The sequence below is a fragment of the Acinetobacter sp. ANC 4805 genome (genome assembly GCF_022549495.1).
Classification (GTDB): Bacteria; Pseudomonadota; Gammaproteobacteria; order Pseudomonadales; family Moraxellaceae; genus Acinetobacter.
In genome coordinates, this window is record NZ_JAKZGD010000001.1 from 483,250 (window position 1) to 501,219 (window position 17,970).

15 protein-coding genes are annotated in these 17,970 nt (G+C 40.3%); 5 read left to right on the forward strand and 10 right to left on the reverse strand.

Annotated elements, in window-relative coordinates:
* Positions 1-123: 123 nt before the first annotated feature.
* The gene (locus MMP60_RS02345) at positions 124-840 is read left to right on the forward strand and encodes a DUF2846 domain-containing protein (protein WP_241334778.1); all 717 of its coding nucleotides are present in this window, start codon (positions 124-126) and stop codon (positions 838-840) included.
* A gap of 17 nt (positions 841-857) precedes the next feature.
* On the opposite strand, the gene MMP60_RS02350 is transcribed toward MMP60_RS02345, so the two are convergent.
* The 3 genes from MMP60_RS02350 to MMP60_RS02360 all read right to left on the reverse strand — a co-directional run bounded on the left by MMP60_RS02350 (position 858) and on the right by MMP60_RS02360 (position 4,028).
* Entirely contained in the window at positions 858-1,400 is a 543-nt protein-coding gene (locus tag MMP60_RS02350; RefSeq protein WP_241334779.1) for a DUF2059 domain-containing protein, read from the reverse strand.
* A gap of 95 nt (positions 1,401-1,495) precedes the next feature.
* Entirely contained in the window at positions 1,496-3,022 is a 1,527-nt protein-coding gene (locus tag MMP60_RS02355; protein ID WP_241334780.1) for a fumarate hydratase, read from the reverse strand.
* A 145-nt stretch (positions 3,023-3,167) separates the two neighbouring features.
* Positions 3,168-4,028 carry an AraC family transcriptional regulator gene (locus MMP60_RS02360; protein ID WP_241334781.1) on the reverse strand — a complete coding sequence of 287 codons (861 nt, stop codon included), beginning with the start codon at positions 4,026-4,028 and terminating at the stop codon, positions 3,168-3,170.
* A 181-nt stretch (positions 4,029-4,209) separates the two neighbouring features.
* Here MMP60_RS02360 and MMP60_RS02365 point away from each other — a divergent pair, with 181 nt between their 5' ends.
* Complete coding sequence (locus MMP60_RS02365) at positions 4,210-5,118, forward strand: DMT family transporter (protein ID WP_241334782.1); 909 nt, start codon at positions 4,210-4,212, stop codon at positions 5,116-5,118.
* A 71-nt stretch (positions 5,119-5,189) separates the two neighbouring features.
* Here MMP60_RS02365 and pta read toward each other — a convergent pair whose 3' ends face one another.
* From pta to MMP60_RS02380, 3 genes are all read right to left on the reverse strand, one after another.
* Entirely contained in the window at positions 5,190-7,325 is a 2,136-nt protein-coding gene (pta, locus tag MMP60_RS02370) for a phosphate acetyltransferase (RefSeq protein ID WP_241334783.1), read from the reverse strand.
* A gap of 33 nt (positions 7,326-7,358) precedes the next feature.
* Positions 7,359-8,534, reverse strand: a complete 1,176-nt coding sequence (locus MMP60_RS02375; RefSeq protein WP_241334784.1) for an acetate kinase — start codon at positions 8,532-8,534, stop codon at positions 7,359-7,361.
* A 293-nt stretch (positions 8,535-8,827) separates the two neighbouring features.
* On the reverse strand, positions 8,828-10,093 hold the full coding sequence (locus tag MMP60_RS02380; RefSeq protein WP_241334785.1) for a glutamate-5-semialdehyde dehydrogenase: 1,266 nt from the start codon (positions 10,091-10,093) through the stop codon (positions 8,828-8,830).
* A gap of 339 nt (positions 10,094-10,432) precedes the next feature.
* Here MMP60_RS02380 and MMP60_RS02385 point away from each other — a divergent pair, with 339 nt between their 5' ends.
* Positions 10,433-11,746, forward strand: coding sequence for an alpha/beta hydrolase (locus tag MMP60_RS02385; RefSeq protein ID WP_241334786.1), 1,314 nt, complete (start codon positions 10,433-10,435; stop codon positions 11,744-11,746).
* A gap of 56 nt (positions 11,747-11,802) precedes the next feature.
* Here MMP60_RS02385 and MMP60_RS02390 read toward each other — a convergent pair whose 3' ends face one another.
* Positions 11,803-12,645, reverse strand: coding sequence for a class I SAM-dependent methyltransferase (locus tag MMP60_RS02390; protein WP_241334787.1), 843 nt, complete (start codon positions 12,643-12,645; stop codon positions 11,803-11,805).
* 323 nt (positions 12,646-12,968) lie between these two features.
* Positions 12,969-13,988, reverse strand: coding sequence for a beta-N-acetylhexosaminidase (nagZ, locus tag MMP60_RS02395; RefSeq protein ID WP_241334788.1), 1,020 nt, complete (start codon positions 13,986-13,988; stop codon positions 12,969-12,971).
* Between the two features lie 240 nt (positions 13,989-14,228).
* Here nagZ and MMP60_RS02400 point away from each other — a divergent pair, with 240 nt between their 5' ends.
* Positions 14,229-16,412 carry a carboxy terminal-processing peptidase gene (locus tag MMP60_RS02400; RefSeq protein WP_241334789.1) on the forward strand — a complete coding sequence of 728 codons (2,184 nt, stop codon included), beginning with the start codon at positions 14,229-14,231 and terminating at the stop codon, positions 16,410-16,412.
* Positions 16,413-16,491: 79 nt separating this feature from the next.
* On the opposite strand, the gene MMP60_RS02405 is transcribed toward MMP60_RS02400, so the two are convergent.
* Both MMP60_RS02405 and MMP60_RS02410 read right to left on the reverse strand, forming a co-directional pair.
* A complete protein-coding gene (locus tag MMP60_RS02405; protein ID WP_241334790.1) occupies positions 16,492-16,986 on the reverse strand; it encodes a DUF4442 domain-containing protein in 495 nt (164 codons plus the stop codon).
* Between the two features lie 14 nt (positions 16,987-17,000).
* Positions 17,001-17,489, reverse strand: coding sequence for a YajQ family cyclic di-GMP-binding protein (locus MMP60_RS02410; protein WP_005051404.1), 489 nt, complete (start codon positions 17,487-17,489; stop codon positions 17,001-17,003).
* 91 nt (positions 17,490-17,580) lie between these two features.
* Here MMP60_RS02410 and MMP60_RS02415 point away from each other — a divergent pair, with 91 nt between their 5' ends.
* The gene (locus MMP60_RS02415; RefSeq protein WP_241334791.1) at positions 17,581-17,895 is read left to right on the forward strand and encodes a rhodanese-like domain-containing protein; all 315 of its coding nucleotides are present in this window, start codon (positions 17,581-17,583) and stop codon (positions 17,893-17,895) included.
* The last annotated feature ends 75 nt before the right edge of the window (positions 17,896-17,970 follow it).

Genomic DNA, 17,970 nt, shown 5'->3' on the forward strand with positions numbered 1-17,970 from the left:
CCTCGGCTTTTCATGCTTTTTTTATTTGCAATTGTGCGGTGAGGTGTTAATCTTAAAAGTTGAAAATTCCGCATAGTTTTGCGCCGTTAAAAATAAATCCAAGAAAACGCCTTGAGGGATATCATGCGTTATTTAATATTGTCATTATGTTGTGCAGGGGTATTGGCTGGTTGTCAAAGTCATAAGACAGTTGAAGAAAATACGACAACACTCACAGCAACGTTACCTACAGTAGATACAACAAAAGAGCCAGGTCTGCTTGATCAGTATCATGTGGGAGGTTTTACTGTTGGTGGGTGGGTCAATCAAAAATTAGGTCAATTTTACACACCGATCAAACCACAAAACGAACAAGCCGCGGTGGTTTATTTGTATCGTCCAGATACACGTTGGAATCGTCAAGAAATTGCGGCAGCAAACTTATTTATTAATGGGCATCGAATCCCAAGCCTATTGCATAATCACTATTATTGGGTGGAACTACCAGCAGGCACCTATCGTTTGAGTGTGAGCCGCCCATTGGCTGGTATGCATTTCCAAAAACCAAAGTATTTAGATTTCACGGTTGATGCATCACAAACTTATTTTATTAAATATGATGAAGAAAATAAGATTTCTCGCAGCGAACACACAGGTCCATTTATGATTACGCCTGATAAAGTCGCACATCAAGAAATTGCCTTTACACGCCTAAAATCATCAAGCTATAACTTTGTTGCACAAGATGCTTCAGGTAAAGTTCGTTCAAAACCACAAGAATTGAAACCGCTGAAATATGATGAAAAGTCTGAAGTACTATTGGTTAAACCATTTAAACTTTGGAATCCTTTGACTTGGTAATGGATAAAGAGCAGGGCTTACTCATCTTGAATTAAAGGTTTGATGATGCTTAAAAGCTGCTCTTTAAGCTGTAAACTCTGCTCAGGGTCAGCCAACGTTTTTTGACTTAAATTATTCATGTATTGAAAAACATTAGTATTAATCTTTAAGTTCTTTTGATTAATCGATTTTCCTTCAGGTGTTCTTAAAAACTTTAAATAAGCTTGTATTTCTTCTTCACTGAGTGTTTCTGTATAAATTTTTTCAATGGCTTGTAAGGTCTCAGGGCGAGCAAACATTTTTGAACTTGTCTCTTTTAAAAGCTGCCCCAGTTCTATAACGGCTAAATGTTCTTCTGTTGTTGTCAGTCGTTGTTTACCTAAAATTCGTAATAGAATATTTTCTGCTTCAGCATCTAATGTTGGCTGCATTTCATCTAAAGACGTATGTAAAACATTTTCTAATTCACTGAGTTTAATCAGCTCCTTTACGGATTTGACTTGAGCAGGGCTTGCCACAGTATTTTGTGCGGCTATGATGAGGCAAAAGCTTACGAGTAATTTTGATATTGTTTTATGCATATTTTTATCCTTATCGTTCTGTAAATAATTTAGCAGAAGCTTAAGGAAAAAAAATAGCCGAATACGATGATTCGGCTATGATTATTGTATAAGTATTATTGAGCAGCAGCATCTACAACTGGAATTTTACCAATCTTTGCTTGCCAGATTTTTGGCGCAGTGACATGGATAGAAGTACCATTGACATCAACTGCAACAGAAACAGGCATATCTTCAACCACGAATTTGTAGATTGCTTCCATACCTAAGTCGGCAAATGCAACCACTTCAGCTTCACGTACAGCTTTAGATACGAGGTAAGCGGCACCACCAACTGCCATCAAATAAGTTGCTTTGTTGTCCTTAATTGCTTCAATTGCAGCAGGACCACGATCTGCTTTACCAATCATGCCAAATAAGCCAGTTGCCTCTAGGACTTGACGGGTAAATTTGTCCATACGTGTTGCGGTTGTCGGGCCAGCAGGACCAACTACTTCATCGCCAACTGGATCGACTGGACCCACGTAGTAAATGAATTTACCTTTTAGATCTACTGGAAGTTCTTCGCCATTATTTAACATGTCAACCATACGCTTATGCGCAGCATCACGACCTGTGTAAATCGTACCGTTAAGAAGTAATGTATCACCTGGCTTCCATTCATTCATTTCTTCTTGGGTGATGGTATCAAGATTCACACGTTTTGATTGTGATGAATCCCATGTTACAGCAGGGTAGTCTTCAAGTTTTGGTGCTTGGATATGTGCAACACCAGTACCATCTAACTGGAAGTGTGCATGACGAGTCGCCGCACAGTTCGGAATCATACCGACTGGTTTACCTGCTGCGTGGCATGGATAATCCTTGATTTTAATATCAAGCACTGTGGTTAAACCACCCAAACCTTGCGCACCAATACCGAGTGCATTTACCTTCTCGAAGATCTCGATACGGAGTTCTTCCATTTTGCTTTGTGGACCACGACGAAGTAATTCATCCATGTTGATTTCTTCCATGAGTGCTTCTTTTGCAAGCATCATGGCTTTCTCAGCAGTACCACCAATACCGATACCGAGCATACCTGGTGGACACCAGCCTGCACCCATGGTTGGAACAGTTTTAAGTACCCAATCTACAATTGAATCAGATGGATTCAACATCGCAAGTTTAGATTTATTTTCTGAACCGCCGCCTTTTGCTGCAACAGTAATATCGACTTTATTACCAGGAACGAGTTTGTAGTGAATGACAGCAGGCGTATTGTCTTTGGTATTCTTACGACCAAAAGCAGGATCAGCTAATACAGAAGCACGAAGCACGTTTGAGTTTTCGAGGTAACCTTGGCGTACACCTTCGTTCACTGCATCATCTAAGCTCATGGTTAAATCAAATTTAACATCTAAGCCAACTTCAAGGAAAACGTTAACGATCCCCGTATCTTGACAGATTGGGCGATGACCCTCAGCACACATACGTGAGTTGATGAGGATTTGTGCAATAGCGTCTTTAGCAGCTTTGTTTTCTTCACGATCATAAGCACGGCTCATCGCTTGGATGAAGTCTTGTGGGTGATAGTAAGAAATAAACTGTAGGGCATCCTTGATTGATGTAATCAAGTCATCTTGTTTGATGATCGTTGTCATATCAAAATTCTCTTGAGCGGGCGATTAGCTGGCGGGCTAGATTATATGACAAAAAGCTGAGATTGTGGGAGTTTTAAACGACTTTTGGCTAAAGGTCTGAGTGGAAAATAAGATTAAAAAGTGCGGCATATTTAAGCACTCTATTTTAGTGTTTTCTTATTTGAGAGGGTGAGTAACCAAAATACTTTTTAAAGCGATGACTAAAATGGCTGCTTGAACTAAAGCCATATAGGGATGAGATTTCGGTGAGATTCAGTGATGTTGTTTTGAGTGCTTGCTGTGCTAATTCGAGTCGACGTTGCATCACATATTGGTGTGGTGGTATCTGCATTGATTGTTTAAACATATGGGCAAAATGATATTCACTGAGTTGGCTTTGTTGCGCTAAATCAGACAAAGTCAAACTTAGGTGTAGATGCTGATCAATCCATTCTAATAATTGCTTAAGCACATAAGGAGAGAGACCTCCTTTGACTTCAGGCGTTTGCCATTGCACATGACTATAATTTTTAATCAGATGATTGAGCAGTAAGGTGGTTGCCGTACTCATTTGCAAATGATTTTCACGATTTTGCCAAGCGTCATTGAGTAGGAAGTGCCGATAAATCATTGAAATTTGTGGATCGGCCACAAAAATTTGCGGATTTAGAACAATCTGGCTCGGTTCTCGATCCCAGACTTGTTCAGCTACGCGTTGTAGATGCTGCTCGGTATAGTACAAATGTACAAAAGTAAGTGAGTCACGCAGATCCCAAGTCGACTCGAAATCTTGTGGCATCAGACACATACGGTCTGGACCACCGCCATTATGCCAACCTTGAGCGGTCTTCTGATAGCTTTGATAACCACCCTGAATATACATACTCAAGGTGTGGTGGTTGCTACAGACATTGACACGATCTTGATTATTTTGCCACATGGCGAGCTGCATACCCGATCCCAATTCAACTGAGTCGAGCAATTGGGCTTTATGCTGTTGTAATTGATCTAGAATCTGATAGTTCATCTTCTATACGCAGTGCCAAATAGAGGAATGAGTGTAGGACGTTCATGTGATCTTGTCACCTAGCAAAAAGCATGCATAAAAATCGCAAGTTGATGACAAGCACCGCAAGATCATGCAAGCAATCATTGGGTTTGAGCGAGCAGAATAGCATCTTGTAGAGATTGAGTTTGGTTTTCATCATATGAATGCGCTGTTATATGCTTTGGTTGTGGTGATTTGGGGAACCACATGGATTGCGATTACGCTGCAACAACAAAGTGGAATTTCGGTCAGTGTTGCGGTCTTTTGGCGATTTTTTATTTCTGCAATGGTGTTATTTGCTTTCGTTAGTTTGAATCGAAAGTTACAAAAACTAGCAGCTCAAGATCACCTGTTTTGTGTGTTACAGGCGTGTTGTATTTTTGGTTTTAACTTTGTCTGTTTTTACTATGCCGTGCAATATATTAGCAGTGGTTTGGAAGCTGTGATTTTTTCGATGGCAGTGATTTTTAATACCCTCAATGCCAAATTATTCTTTGCTCAGCAGGTGTCGACACGCTTTTATCCTGCGGCTTTGTTTGGTGTGTTGGGGATTGTTGCCTTGTTTTGGCATGACGTGGTGGGGACGACTTTAAATAACCATACCTTGATTGGTATTGGACTATGTATTTTGGGAACTTATGGTTTTTCTTTGGGGAATATGATTAGTACCCGCCATCAAAAACACGGGTTAGATATTTTCACCACCAATGCTTATGCCATGTTGTATGGTGCTTTACTCATGGCGCTGATTTCATGGTTTAAACAGGATGACTTTTTCCCAAGTATGCAATTCAGTGCAGTTGGTGCGTTATTGTATTTGGCGATCTTTGGTTCTGTGATTGGGTTTACTGCCTATTTCTATTTGGTTGGGTGTATTGGTGCAGCTAAAGCTGCCTATAGCACTTTGTTATTTCCTTTGGTGGCGTTGGTGATTTCAACGCTATGGGAAGGGTATCAATGGCATTTCAATGCTGTGATTGGAGTGATTTTGATCTTATGTGGTAATGCGATTTTCTTTGTTAAAAGCCCATTGGAGATCAAGACAAGTGTGTTAAAAAAGCTGAGATGAACAGGCAATTTGTAAAAAAGCCATCTATTTCTGATCAATAGATGGCTTTGTGTTATCGCAACAAGATGAACTTAATCCTGCTGTTTTGCTTGAATCGCAGTTAAGGCAATGGTAAAGACAATATCATCGACCAAAGCACCACGAGATAAGTCATTCACAGGCTTGTTTAAACCTTGCAGCATTGGGCCAACACTCACCACATTTGCCGCACGTTGTACTGCTTTATAGGTCGTGTTACCTGTATTGAGATCAGGGAAAATGAAGACATTGGCACGACCCGCAACTTTAGAGTCAGGTGCTTTTTGACGACCAACGCTTTCAACGGATGCCGCATCGTATTGTAGTGGGCCATCAATCAATAAATCAGGTCGGCGTTGTTGAGCAATTTTGGTTGCTTCCGCAACCTTCTCAACTTCAGCCCCTGCGCCTGATGTACCTGTTGAATAACTGATCATGGCAATACGTGGGTCAAGACCAAAGGCTTTAGCAGAGTCGGCAGATTGAATCGCAATTTCAGCAAGTTGTTCAGCATTTGGATCAGGATTAATTGCGCAGTCACCGTAGACATAAACTTCATCAGGCAACAACATAAAGAAGATCGAAGATACCAACGAATAATTTGGAGCAGTTTTAATCAACTGAAATGCGGGACGAACAGTATTGGCAGTCGTGTGGACTGCACCTGAGACTAAACCATCGACTTGATCTAGTGCCAACATCATCGTACCAAGAACAACCGTATCTTGCAGTTGGGTTTTCGCTTGTAATGCATCCAGTTTGCCTTTGCGTAGCTCAACCATTGGTTCAATATATTGATCACGAATATGATCCGGATCAATAATTTGTAGATCACTTGGCAGTTGAATACCACGAGCTTTAGCAACTTCGGCTACCGCTTCTGGTTTTGCTAGCAAGATGCACTCGGCAATACCACGTGATTGACAAATTGCAGCGGCTTGTACGGTACGTGGTTCATCACCTTCAGGAAGTACAATTCGTTTTTTCGCAGCAATCGACTTTTGTACCAACTCATAGCGGAATGCAGAAGGTGATAAGCGTGGATTGAGGTTGTTTTTAGTGTGTTGATCGAGCCAGTTATTATCAATATGGCTTGAAACAAAACGAGTCACTTGCTCAGCACGTTCAATATCATCTACTGGAATTTCATTACCAAAATGATATAACCGTTGTGCCGTTTCTAGCGTATCGAGAGAAGTATGTAAGATTGGTAAACCTTGTTTAATTGCGCCTTGGCAGAATTCGAGAATATTGGCTGCTGGCGCAGCTTGTTCTGTTAAAACCAAACCTGCTAATGGAATACCGTTACTGCTTGCAAGACTGGCTGCAAGTAAGGCATCTGTGCGCTGAGATGCGCTAATGATGAGTTCCCCAGCAACAAATTTATGTAGCTCAGCTTCAATATCAGATGCAATCAAACTGGTATGTAAAATGCGGCGTTGTTTTGCTTCACCTTCATTGAGCCAAGTTCCATTGACAACTGTGGCAATATCTAGGCTACGCGGCACACTCAAAATATTACTGAAGGGTACTAAACCAATAATTGGTAATTCATCTGTGCCAATGAAACGATTGTAACGTTGTAGTTGTATGGAAAACTCAGCAATTTGCTTATCTAAACGAAGGCTAGGGTCAAGTGTGACAGGAATCGCCGCATTACCGTCAGGGAGACCCTTGGTACGCATGAACAAGACACCTGTCGTTCGTGTAGATGCAGCGCCACCGAATTGGCGTAAATGCGCATCAACTTTTTCTGCTGTTTTACGCGGATCTGCAAGATCAGCAGTGCTGACTAACACCACTTGTGCATCAAGTGCCTGTGCCAGTGCCGCATTAATTTCACCCGCAAAATGATCTTGCCCATTGGGTACAAGACCTTCAACAATAATCACATCATGATGAGCTGAAATTTTACGATGTAGTGCAACGGCTTCTTCGAGAAGCTCATCTGTTTCGCCTGATCCGAGGAGTTGCGTCAGTTTTTCATAAGCAATTGGTTCAACAGATTGATGTTGAAACAAATGACGATAAAGCGTGGCAGTACGATCAACCGCTGCATCTGCAAGTTGAGAAAATGGTTTTAAAAAACCCGCATTAATCCCTTTGCAATCTAGTGCATAGATCATTCCTAAGCACGCAGATGTGAGACCAACCCCTTCACCTGTTGGGATGAGTAAAATAGTATTCATAAGAACCTTAAAATTTGTCTAAATTTTGATTGTTTAAGCTGTGTGTTCAATCACTTGGCGAGTTTCTTTCGCAATACGTCCTTCTTCATCAGTCGGAACAACCCAGAGTTGTGGGCCTGTACCATTGTCGATACGACCTTCTGTACCACGTGCTAAAGCATTATTTTTTTCTGCACTAAACTGCAAACCAAAGTGAGGTAAATAAGCCAAGGTTTTTTCACGGACATACGCTGAGTTTTCACCGATACCACCAGTGAAAACTAAACCATCTAAACGTGGTAAACCACAACTTAAAGCAGACAAAGATTTTGCTAAACGATAGCAGAATACTTCAATCGCAAGTGTTGCACCTTCATGACCATTTCCTGATGCTTCGACTAAGGTACGCATGTCATTTGAAAGACCAGATAAACCCAGTAAACCACTTTCTTTATTTAGCATGTTGTCAATTTTTTGGATGCTCCAACCTAGATTGCTCGCAAGGAATAAATGCAAACTTGGGTCAACATCACCACTACGTGTACCCATCACGACACCTTCAAGTGGGGTCATACCCATTGAGGTATCAAGACTTTGACCATTCCAAACAGCACAGGTTGAGCTACCATTGCCTAAGTGGGCACTGAGCCAGCCCCCTTGATTTTTCGCACCCGCGAGTTCACTTGCACGTTCTGTGACATAGGCGTGACTTGTGCCGTGAAAACCATAACGACGCACATGGTGTTCGGTATATAAATTTTGTGGCAAAGCATAGCGGTAAGCATGTTCAGGCATGGTTTGATGGAATGCCGTATCAAATACAGCAACCTGAGGCAATTCAGGGAACAAACGCATTGTGGCTTCAATCCCAATCAAATGTGCAGGATTGTGTAAGGGTGCAAGCGGTGTTGCTGCTTCAATACATTGTACAATTTCAGGCGTCAAAAGTTCTGCTTTGGTCAAATTGCCGCCGTGAACAACACGGTGTCCAATCGCTTGAGGATGATAGTTGGCTAAACGAGCAAGAAGTGTCTCAAGTGCTGTGGCATGATCTGCATGTGGAATCGAAAGCTCAAGTGGTTCACCCCCAATCGTGACACCTTTGATACGTGCTTCAGCAGAGCCTAAGTTTTCTGCTAAACCATAAATACGATCTTCACGACGTTCTGAAATAAGCGCATATTTGATCGACGATGAACCACAATTAATTACAAGTACAGATTTAGCCACGTTTGAACACCTAACAAATTTTAAATTTTATGACGAACACTTTGATCTTGCTGCAACGCATAAGCAGGGTAATCAAGCACAATGTTTTAACATGGGTTGTCATATTGGCGAAGATAGACTTTAGCCTATACAACTGATTTATAATTGAATCTAACGAGTATAGTGTGTAAATAGAAATGTCTTTGAATGGATCTGTTTATTTTGATCAGGTTTTTTGTATATAAATATGAAAAAACACGATAAAGATCAATTAAATGAGCTTTATCGTGTGCAATATTTAAATGGAGATTTTGTTACTGGCGAATTTGACCATCACCAAATACAATCCATTTTTGTGAAGTTAAACCTTCCAAACCAACTGGACCACGTGCATGAATTTTATCGGTTGAAATACCGATTTCTGCACCTAGACCATATTCAAAGCCATCAGCAAAGCGAGTTGAAGCATTAATCATCACCGAACTTGAATCAACACGTGCTAAAAATTCACGCGCTAGACTAAAGTTTTCAGTAATAATCGCATCGGTATGATGAGAGCCATATTTATTGATATGTGCAATTGCTTCATCCATCCCTGTGACAACTTTCACAGCTAAGATTGGACCTAAATATTCGGTATACCAATCTTCTTCCGTCGCCGTTTTAACAGATTCACCTAAAATACGTTGTGTTTCTGGGCAACCACGGAGTTCGACTTGCTTATCTGCGTATAATTCAGCAATGCTTGGTAAGAACTCATCCGCAATCGCCTCATCTACTAATAAAGTTTCCATTGCGTTACACACACCATAACGATGTGTTTTTGAATTGAGCGCAATCGGTAAAGCTTTTTGTAGATCAGCCTGTGCTTCTACAAACACATGGCAATTGCCATCTAGGTGCTTAATCACAGGAATACGTGCTTCATTGGTCACACGTTCAATCAGGCTTTTTCCACCACGCGGTACAATCACATCGACAAATTCAGTCATAGTAATTAAATGACCGACTGCTGCACGATCAGGTGTATCAATGACTTGTACTGCATGTTCTGGTAAGCCTGCAATTTGCAAACCATGCTGAATCGCAATCGCAATGGCTTTGTTCGATTCGATGGCTTCTGAACCACCACGTAAAATAATGGCATTTCCAGATTTTAATGCCAATGATGCTGCTTCAAGTGTGACATTTGGTCTTGATTCATAAATCATTCCAATGACACCTAAAGGCACACGCATTTTACCCAGTTGGATACCTGATGGACGGTAAGCCAAATCAGTAATTTCCCCAATTGGGTCTACAAGAGCAATCACATCTTTTAAGCCTTGTAACATGCCTTTAAAACGAGCGGGTGTCAGTTCAAGGCGATCAAGCAATGCGAGATCTAATTGACGCTGATGACCATTTTGCATGTCAACTTGATTGGCAGCTAAAATTTGTGCTTGATTATTTTCCAAAGCAGTATAAATTGCAGACAAGGCATGATTTTTTAAGTGCGTAGAAGCACTCATTAAGATACGAGACGCTTGGCGTGCCTGCGTACCTACCTGTTGCATATAGTTTTGAATAGAGTCTTGCATAGCATTTTGACGATTGCATGTATTTATAAAGATAGTAACAGTCAAATGCTGAACAATGAATAGGCGGAACTGATAATTCAAAAAATTATGGATTAGGTCAGATATTTTGACTCAAAAATTTGAATTTAACGATGTGACTACATATTTTGCAAAATATTATTGATCTAAACAAGATAAGTGGTTAAGGAAATCATTGCGTATAAATCATGCATTTGTATAGAATGAAAAATGTATAGGATAAATGTAATACAAATTTTATAAATTTGTTAACTTGTAAGTAGAACTCACTAAAAATGAGACTGTTTGCAGCAAAAAAATAAACAAGGATGGAGGAAGGATATGAATTCCATAATCCAAATGGACTCGGATTTAAACCATACCTACACGGGCTTTGGTTTTTTCGATATTTACAATAAAAACAGTTTTAAACAACCAGCGCGTACTACATGGATAGATGGTTGGAAAATTGAATATATGGCAATTGCAGATCCTAAAACGATCTACAACACGCCAATTGTAATTGTCGGAGGCGCATTTCAGAATTTTAACTCTTATAAGTATTGTGTTGAACAACTCTTTGAGAGTGGGCCTGTCATTTTGATCGATTTACCTTCAATGGGCGCAAATCAACAGATTTGTAATGTTGATACTGGTGAATCGGCTGGAATGCTTGAATTACCAGATTTATCAAAAATGTTAGGTCAATGGCTGGATATTGTTGGTATTGATAAAGTTTCAGTCATGGGAATGTCTTTAGGCTCTGTGGTTGCATCTTCATTTGCTCATCAACGTCCTGAGCTGATTGATCGCATGGTGCTGATGGGTGTGATGCAGAAGACACGCAAAAGTTGGCGTATGCTACTCGAAGAATCTCTGCATTTGATGCGTGAAGATCGTATGGAGGAGTTTGGTCAAGCGGTTATTTTATATCTCGTGAATCATGCCAAACTTGATAAAACGCGGATGTCTCCAACTGCAAAGCGTTTGTTCTTCAGACAAATGGCGGAATTTACTGCAACAGAACGTGAGCGTTACGAGATTAATTGCAATCGACTACTCCGTTTAAGCAATGTACCTGTTGCGCAGTGTAAAACCCTTGTTGCAGCAGGGCAGTATGATAGTTTTACTTTGCCACATGAAAATGCTGACTTTGCTTTGCAATGTAATAATGTGGAATTTGCGTTGATTGCCAATGCAGACCATGTTCCACAATTACAACGCCGCAAAGAAACGATGACGCTTTTTACTACGTTTTTAAAGGGAGAGTCCATCGACAATCTTGATGGTATTATTCCAATGAACCGCGAACAGATGAAGAACATTGAGCGCCGCGGTGAAGAACGTATCCCTGTTTTAAAACCAGACACTAAATTATCACATCGACATTCAGATACCGAAGTAGCAGTAAAGATTGTAGATATTACGTTCTTTGGCGTGTACTTAAAACTTGATCATTTGGATCAGCTCAATTTTGTTAGCCAACATCCACGAGATTTAGCCTTACATTTAGCTGATGAAGAAGGTGAGTTTAAAATAGAATGTTTAACATTTGAGGCAACGGAACAGGGTTTACGTATCTTGTTTAAACATGGTAGTTTCGATGTTGCGGATCGTTTGTCTCGTTTTATTGAGCGTCAAAAGCAAGCTGAATGATTTGGATTAAATTTTAAAAGAGAAGTGGAATCACCACTTCTCTTTTTTTATGGGTTTTATTTATTGGTTGCTTGGATCATCCAAACAAGATCACCTAAATGTTGTTGATCGTTTTCCAAGCGGGTTTGATCGAAGAACTGTTTAGGTTGAAGTACGTCGACTTGCTTGAAACCTGCTTCATGGAAAAAGCTTTCGACTTCTGCTGGTGTTTTGAAATGAAAACTAAACGCACTGCGTGACATCAATTTCAATAAGCGACTGCTATTCCAGATAATGGTTGCTAACTTATTTTGCGTTGGTTCAGGATAAAGATCAGTCAAATAGTGCAGTTCTTTGAAATCGCTGCCATAAGTTGCGATTGCTTGAATGAGTTGCTGAAGTAGGGGTTTTTCGAAGTAGTTGATTAAGCCTTCACTAATAATCACTAAAGGTCGTTTAGGATCGAATAGTTTAAACACATTGGCAAAAGCCTCTGTGAATAAATCGACAGACAGTACATCATCGACATGCGGTTCAATTTGTTGTAATGCTGCTTGCTTCGTCGCAGCCATATCAGGTAAATCAAGTTCACGATAACAAATATTTGGATGATGTTGTCTAAACCACCAACCACGTGGTGATAAACCACATGCAATTTCAAGTACTTGTAGGTCTGGATGTTGTTGGATCAATTCTTCCAAATGAGCATCAAGCATGGTATGACGTTGTTTTAATGTTGTCCGCATGCTACCCCCGACATACTTTTCAGCCCAACTCTCAATGGGATGAACTAATGCCGCCAGTGTTTTTCCTTTAGCTGTTGCGAATGCAGGATGGGAGATGCCCATTTGATACCAAATATAGCCTGTATAATGTGCCGTAAATGAAATATGGCGATGTTTCGAAAGTTGTTGTGTCATCTGTCCTAGACTCTGTTTTTATCTTATTTGGAGAAGAGAAATAAATCTTTATTAAATTGAAGATTCTTTTAACCAAATAAGACTTTAAGTTTGTTATTGACTATCGTGGAGCGGCATGAATGCCTCCGTTGGTCAGCCTTGCGCTGTTTTCAAAGCTTTGCTTTGAAATGGCTCAGGATGTACCCTCTGACCAACGACGGATTTTTGTTACTTTTGATCCTTCAAAAGTAAGGTATTGCTTATACAAAAAATATTTGATGTCGCATTATTTCTGAGGCAATTCTAGCTTATTGAATCAGAATTAATCTAAGTTGCAGAACAAATTAAAACGAATTCTTAAAGTCTTCAATGACTTTTTTCACGTTCTGCCAATTTTCATCCAAACAAAGTGTCGTGTCCACTTGGATATTTGGGATTTTACCGCGCATACGTTCTAGGCGTTGTTGATTTGGTAAAGCAAGCTTCTCGATACCATCTAAGGCTGTACATGCTGCGGCACGGTCATTACACACTAAACCCATATCACACCCAGCATTTAAGGCAGCTTGAATACGCGCATCAGCACCGCCAGCAACACATGCAGCTTGCATACTCAGGTCATCAGAGAATAGGACGCCGTCAAATTTAAGTTGCTGACGTAAAATATTTTGTAGCCAGAACGGAGAGAAGCCTGCTGGGTTTGGATCGACTTGATCATAAATCACATGCGCTGGCATCAGTGCATCAAGCTGAGGCATCAACTTGATAAAACTTTGCATGTCTTTGTCATGAATTTCTTGATATGAACGGCTATCAATCGCCGCTGCAACGTGCGAATCGGCTTTCACAGAACCGTGTCCAGGAAAGTGTTTTCCAGTCGTTGCCATACCTGCTTTTTTCATTCCACGCATAAACGCATCTGCCAATGGCACGATATCTTGTATATTTTTAGCAAAGCCACGATCACCGATCACATCACTAATGTCATTGAGGTCTAAAACAGGGGCGAAGCTAAAATCAATACCCACGGCGAGGACTTCGATTGCCATTAACCAACCACATTGTTCAGCAAGTTCTGTCGCTTGTTGTGGATGATGTAGATAATGTTCACCAAGTCGACCCATTGCAGGTAATAAGGTAAAACCTTGTCTTAAACGCTGCACACGACCACCTTCTTGATCCACTGCAATGAGGATCTCTGGGCGAATTTGACGCATATGATCTGTTAAAGCACGAACTTGTTGAGGCGACTCAATATTTCGTGCAAATAAAATCATGCCACCGACTTGCGGAGCTTGTAATAGTTCAATATCTTCTTGAGTAAGTTCTGTGCCAGCAATATCTAGCATCAATGCGCCGATCATATAGATTCCATTTGAATTTTGATGTAAAAAAGTGATAGTTAAATTGTGCAATGATTTGCTACATTTTGTCAGTACAGAATATGATAAAACTACATGATATTGATGATAAGTGCTTGTTGGTCATTTATTTATAATGACAAATCCGTACTATAGTTTGGTAAAAAATATTGAATGAAATACGTTCATATTGATCGTACTAGCATGTAATAATTGCCATATCCAAGGAAGTACCAAAATTTTATGAAACTTCAAATGATAGCGTGTGCAGTTGCAATTGCGACTGGTGGTTTATTTTTCTCTCATACAATGAATGAGGCATTTGCGGCAACGGAAGCTCCTGTTGTTTCAACCGTGATCAAGCCATCACAAGAACAAGCATTGGTCACACGTCAGTTGGCAACATTAGTTGATCGTCAGCATTATCTAAATATGCGTTTGGATGCTGCGACATCAAATCGTATCCTAGATATGTATTTGGATAGCTTAGATCCAGATCATTCATTATTTCTGAGCAGTGAAGTTACAGAATATAAGAATAAATATGGTTCAAATTTTGGTAGTTCTTTAAAAGCTGGAAACTTAACAGGACCTTTTGCCATTCATGAGCAATATCGTGAGCGCTTAAAACAGTTTTATATGTTTATGTTGGCTGAGTTGAAGAAGCCACAAAACTTACAACAAAAAGGTGCTTATCTTGATATTGATCGTGAAAAAGCAGCTTATTTTCCGACAGATGCTGAGCAACAAGCACACTGGCAGAAAATGTTAGTTTCACAACTGATTAATTTAACCATCAGTAAAGAGGAAGAACAGGCGAAACAAAAAGCGTTGAAAGCTGATCCATCGCTTGCTAACGGTCAGGACTTAACTGGGCCGGAAGATTTAACACCAGTTCAGACGCTCACGAAACGTTATACACGCCAGTTAGAACGCATGGGGCGTGTCAAGAGTGATGATGTCTTAGATAAAACACTCAATGCCATGCTTGCAACGTATGATCCACATAGTAATTATTATCCTCCTATTGATGCGATGGAGCTAAATCGTCAAACGACCTTACAACTTGAAGGTATTGGGGTTTCAATTCGTCCAGAGCGAGGCAATGAGGACTATACTAAGATCGAAACGATTGTTGAAGGTGGCCCAGCGAGCAAATCTGGGCAAGTAAAATCAGGTGATCGTATCATTGGGGTGGCTCAAGATGGCGAGAAGATGGTTGATGTCATTGGTTGGTCGAGCTCAGAAATTGTTGGGTTAATTCGTGGTAAACGAGGCACTAAGGTAACGGTTCGCTTACTCGGTGCTGGTGCTTCGATGAGTCAAGCACGTAATGTCAGCTTGGTCCGAGATGTGATTCAGGAAGAAGATGCTGGGGTTCGCTCTCGTACGGTTGAGATTACACGTGATGGCAAGCAACATGTTTTTGGTGTAATTGAAATTCCATCATTCTATTTCGATTATCGTTCACGTCGGGCAGGCGCTGAATATCGTTCAGTTTCAGAGGACACAGCGAAAGCCTTTGAGTCTCTCAAAGCTAAGAAGGTTGAAGGGATTTTGGTTGATTTACGTAATGATCCAGGCGGTTCTTTAGAAGAAGTAGCTCGTATGCTTGGTCAGGTGATTAAATCGGGTCCTGTCGTACAAATCCGTGATGGTAATGGCAATGTGAATGTGTTTGAAGATACGGATGGAGGAGCACAAATTTATGCTGGTCCAATTGCAGTTTTAGTAAACCTAGCATCGGCTTCTGCGAGTGAAATTTATTCTGCCGCAATCCAAGATTATGAGCGTGGCATTATCATTGGTAGTACAACAACGGGGAAAGGAACAGCTCAAGTTCAGTTAGATTCATTAGCACATGGACAAGCAACTTTAACACAGCGCAAATTCTATCGTGTTACAGGTGGAAGTACGCAGAACAAAGGCGTGATTCCTGATATCAAATTGGTTGATATTTACAATGAAGAGTTTGGTGAGCGTAAGGCGAAGAATGCTTTGAAATGGGATACGATTCCAACAGCACCGTTTAAACGAGAAGGTTCTGTACAACCTTATATTACTAAACTTGTTCAAGCGTCTGAACAACGAGTCAAAGCTGACTCTCAATTCAGTTATTTAGAAGCACGAAAATTGATTGCACAAAAGAGTTCTGATCAGAAGAAAGTGGAATTGGATATTCGTCAACGTCGAGCTGAGTTGAGTGATTTGGAAAAACAGACACTGAATGCTGAAAATCAACGCCGTGTAGCGACAGGGCAAGCGCCTTATGCCAATTGGGAAAGTTATCAAGCTTCTATTGATGCATTAATTGAATCACGTGCCAAAATGAAAGCCTATTTACGCCCAGCTTTGCCTGAAGAAGAAACGTTTATTACCGAAGCTGCAAATGTTCTTATCGATTATGCGAAGCTACAAGGTCGTTAAAGCAAAAGAATAGATTGAGCTTATTCCATTTAAACCAAGTGAAGTAATTCGCTCGGTTTAAATGTTTAGGGAGATAAAACTACTTTTTACGTTTTGGTAACCAAGCCCAAAGCATTTGGCATTGGATAGGTTGGTTAGCAGCATCATCAATTACCGTTACTGGAATCAATAACTCGCCTTTGTCATTTTCAGCAATAAACTTCTGTTGATCTGCCGATAAGGTTGCTGTTGCAGTTAAACCGCCTTGTGCAACTTTTAAATAATCGACATGTAGTGATTTAATCAACAAGATCCGATCATCAGGAATATGCAAACCTGTTAAAAAACCTGTTGCAGTTTCAGCCAATAAAGCCATTGCTGCTGCATGAACACCTTTAATATGATTTTGCATATTACGTTGGTTTTCAATACGAACAGTGACATGATCTTTATCGACTTCTAAATAGCGAATATTCGCTGTTCCTACCATCGGAACAATACGACCAAAAGCTGTACTCCATAGCGTACTACGGATGCCTTTGGGAAATTTAGAAGTCGTTTTAACCAACGTATAAAGACGGTTATCTTTTGCCATAGTGAACCTATTGCTTAGTCTTTGAAATTATTAAATTGAAGTGGCAGACCAAATTGTTGTTCACGTAAAAAGTTCATGACTTGTTGTAACGTATCGCGCTTTTTATCTGTGACACGGATTTTGTCTCCTTGAATAGAAGATTGCGCTTTGATACCGCTTTCTTTAATGGCTTTATTAATTTTTTTTGCAGTATCTGAGTCAAGTCCATCTTTTAGCTTGATTACTTGAACTACATTTTTACCTGAAGCGGTTGCTTTTTGTGGATCTAAAGCTTGAATGTCGATTTTACGTTTAAAGAAGTGGTTTTCAAGCATGCTATAGACTTGTTCGCATTGGAAATCACTTTCAGTTGAAATTTTGATTTCCTTATTTTTTTCATTTAACTCGATTGAAACGTCTTGTCCACGGAAGTCAAAACGTGTTGCAATCTCTTTTTCTGTATTTTGTACAGCATGATTGACTTCAAATAACTCTAATTCAGAAACAATATCAAAAGAAGGCATGGTTAGACCTTTACAAAGGGAAAGAATATCTGAGATGCTAAGGGTGTTTTCTTCATTTGCCAAGTGTTGTTTACATCTAAAGGAGTGTGCAATGATCCGTAAACAAGAAATTACAACATTTGAGTTCCCAGAGGGTGCCATCATTTGGGATGTCCGAGATACCAGAGCGTATACAGAGGCTCATGTCAAAGGGGCGGTGAATCGCCCAATTACTGAAATCACTGTGGATAGTTTGACTCAAGTTGCAACGGATCAGCCGATTTATATTCTATGTGGTGGCGGTAGCAAAGCACCTCGTGCAGCAGAAATCCTAGACAGTCTTGATGGTTCTCGTGAATATGTTGTACTCATGGGTGGCACACGTGCAGCACGTGATGCAGGCTTTGCTTTAGAACAGGGCGCTTAATTCACTCGAAAATTTGCCAAAATACTTGTGGGTATTTTGGCAAAGTAAAATGTTTAGATTTAAATGATATTAAAA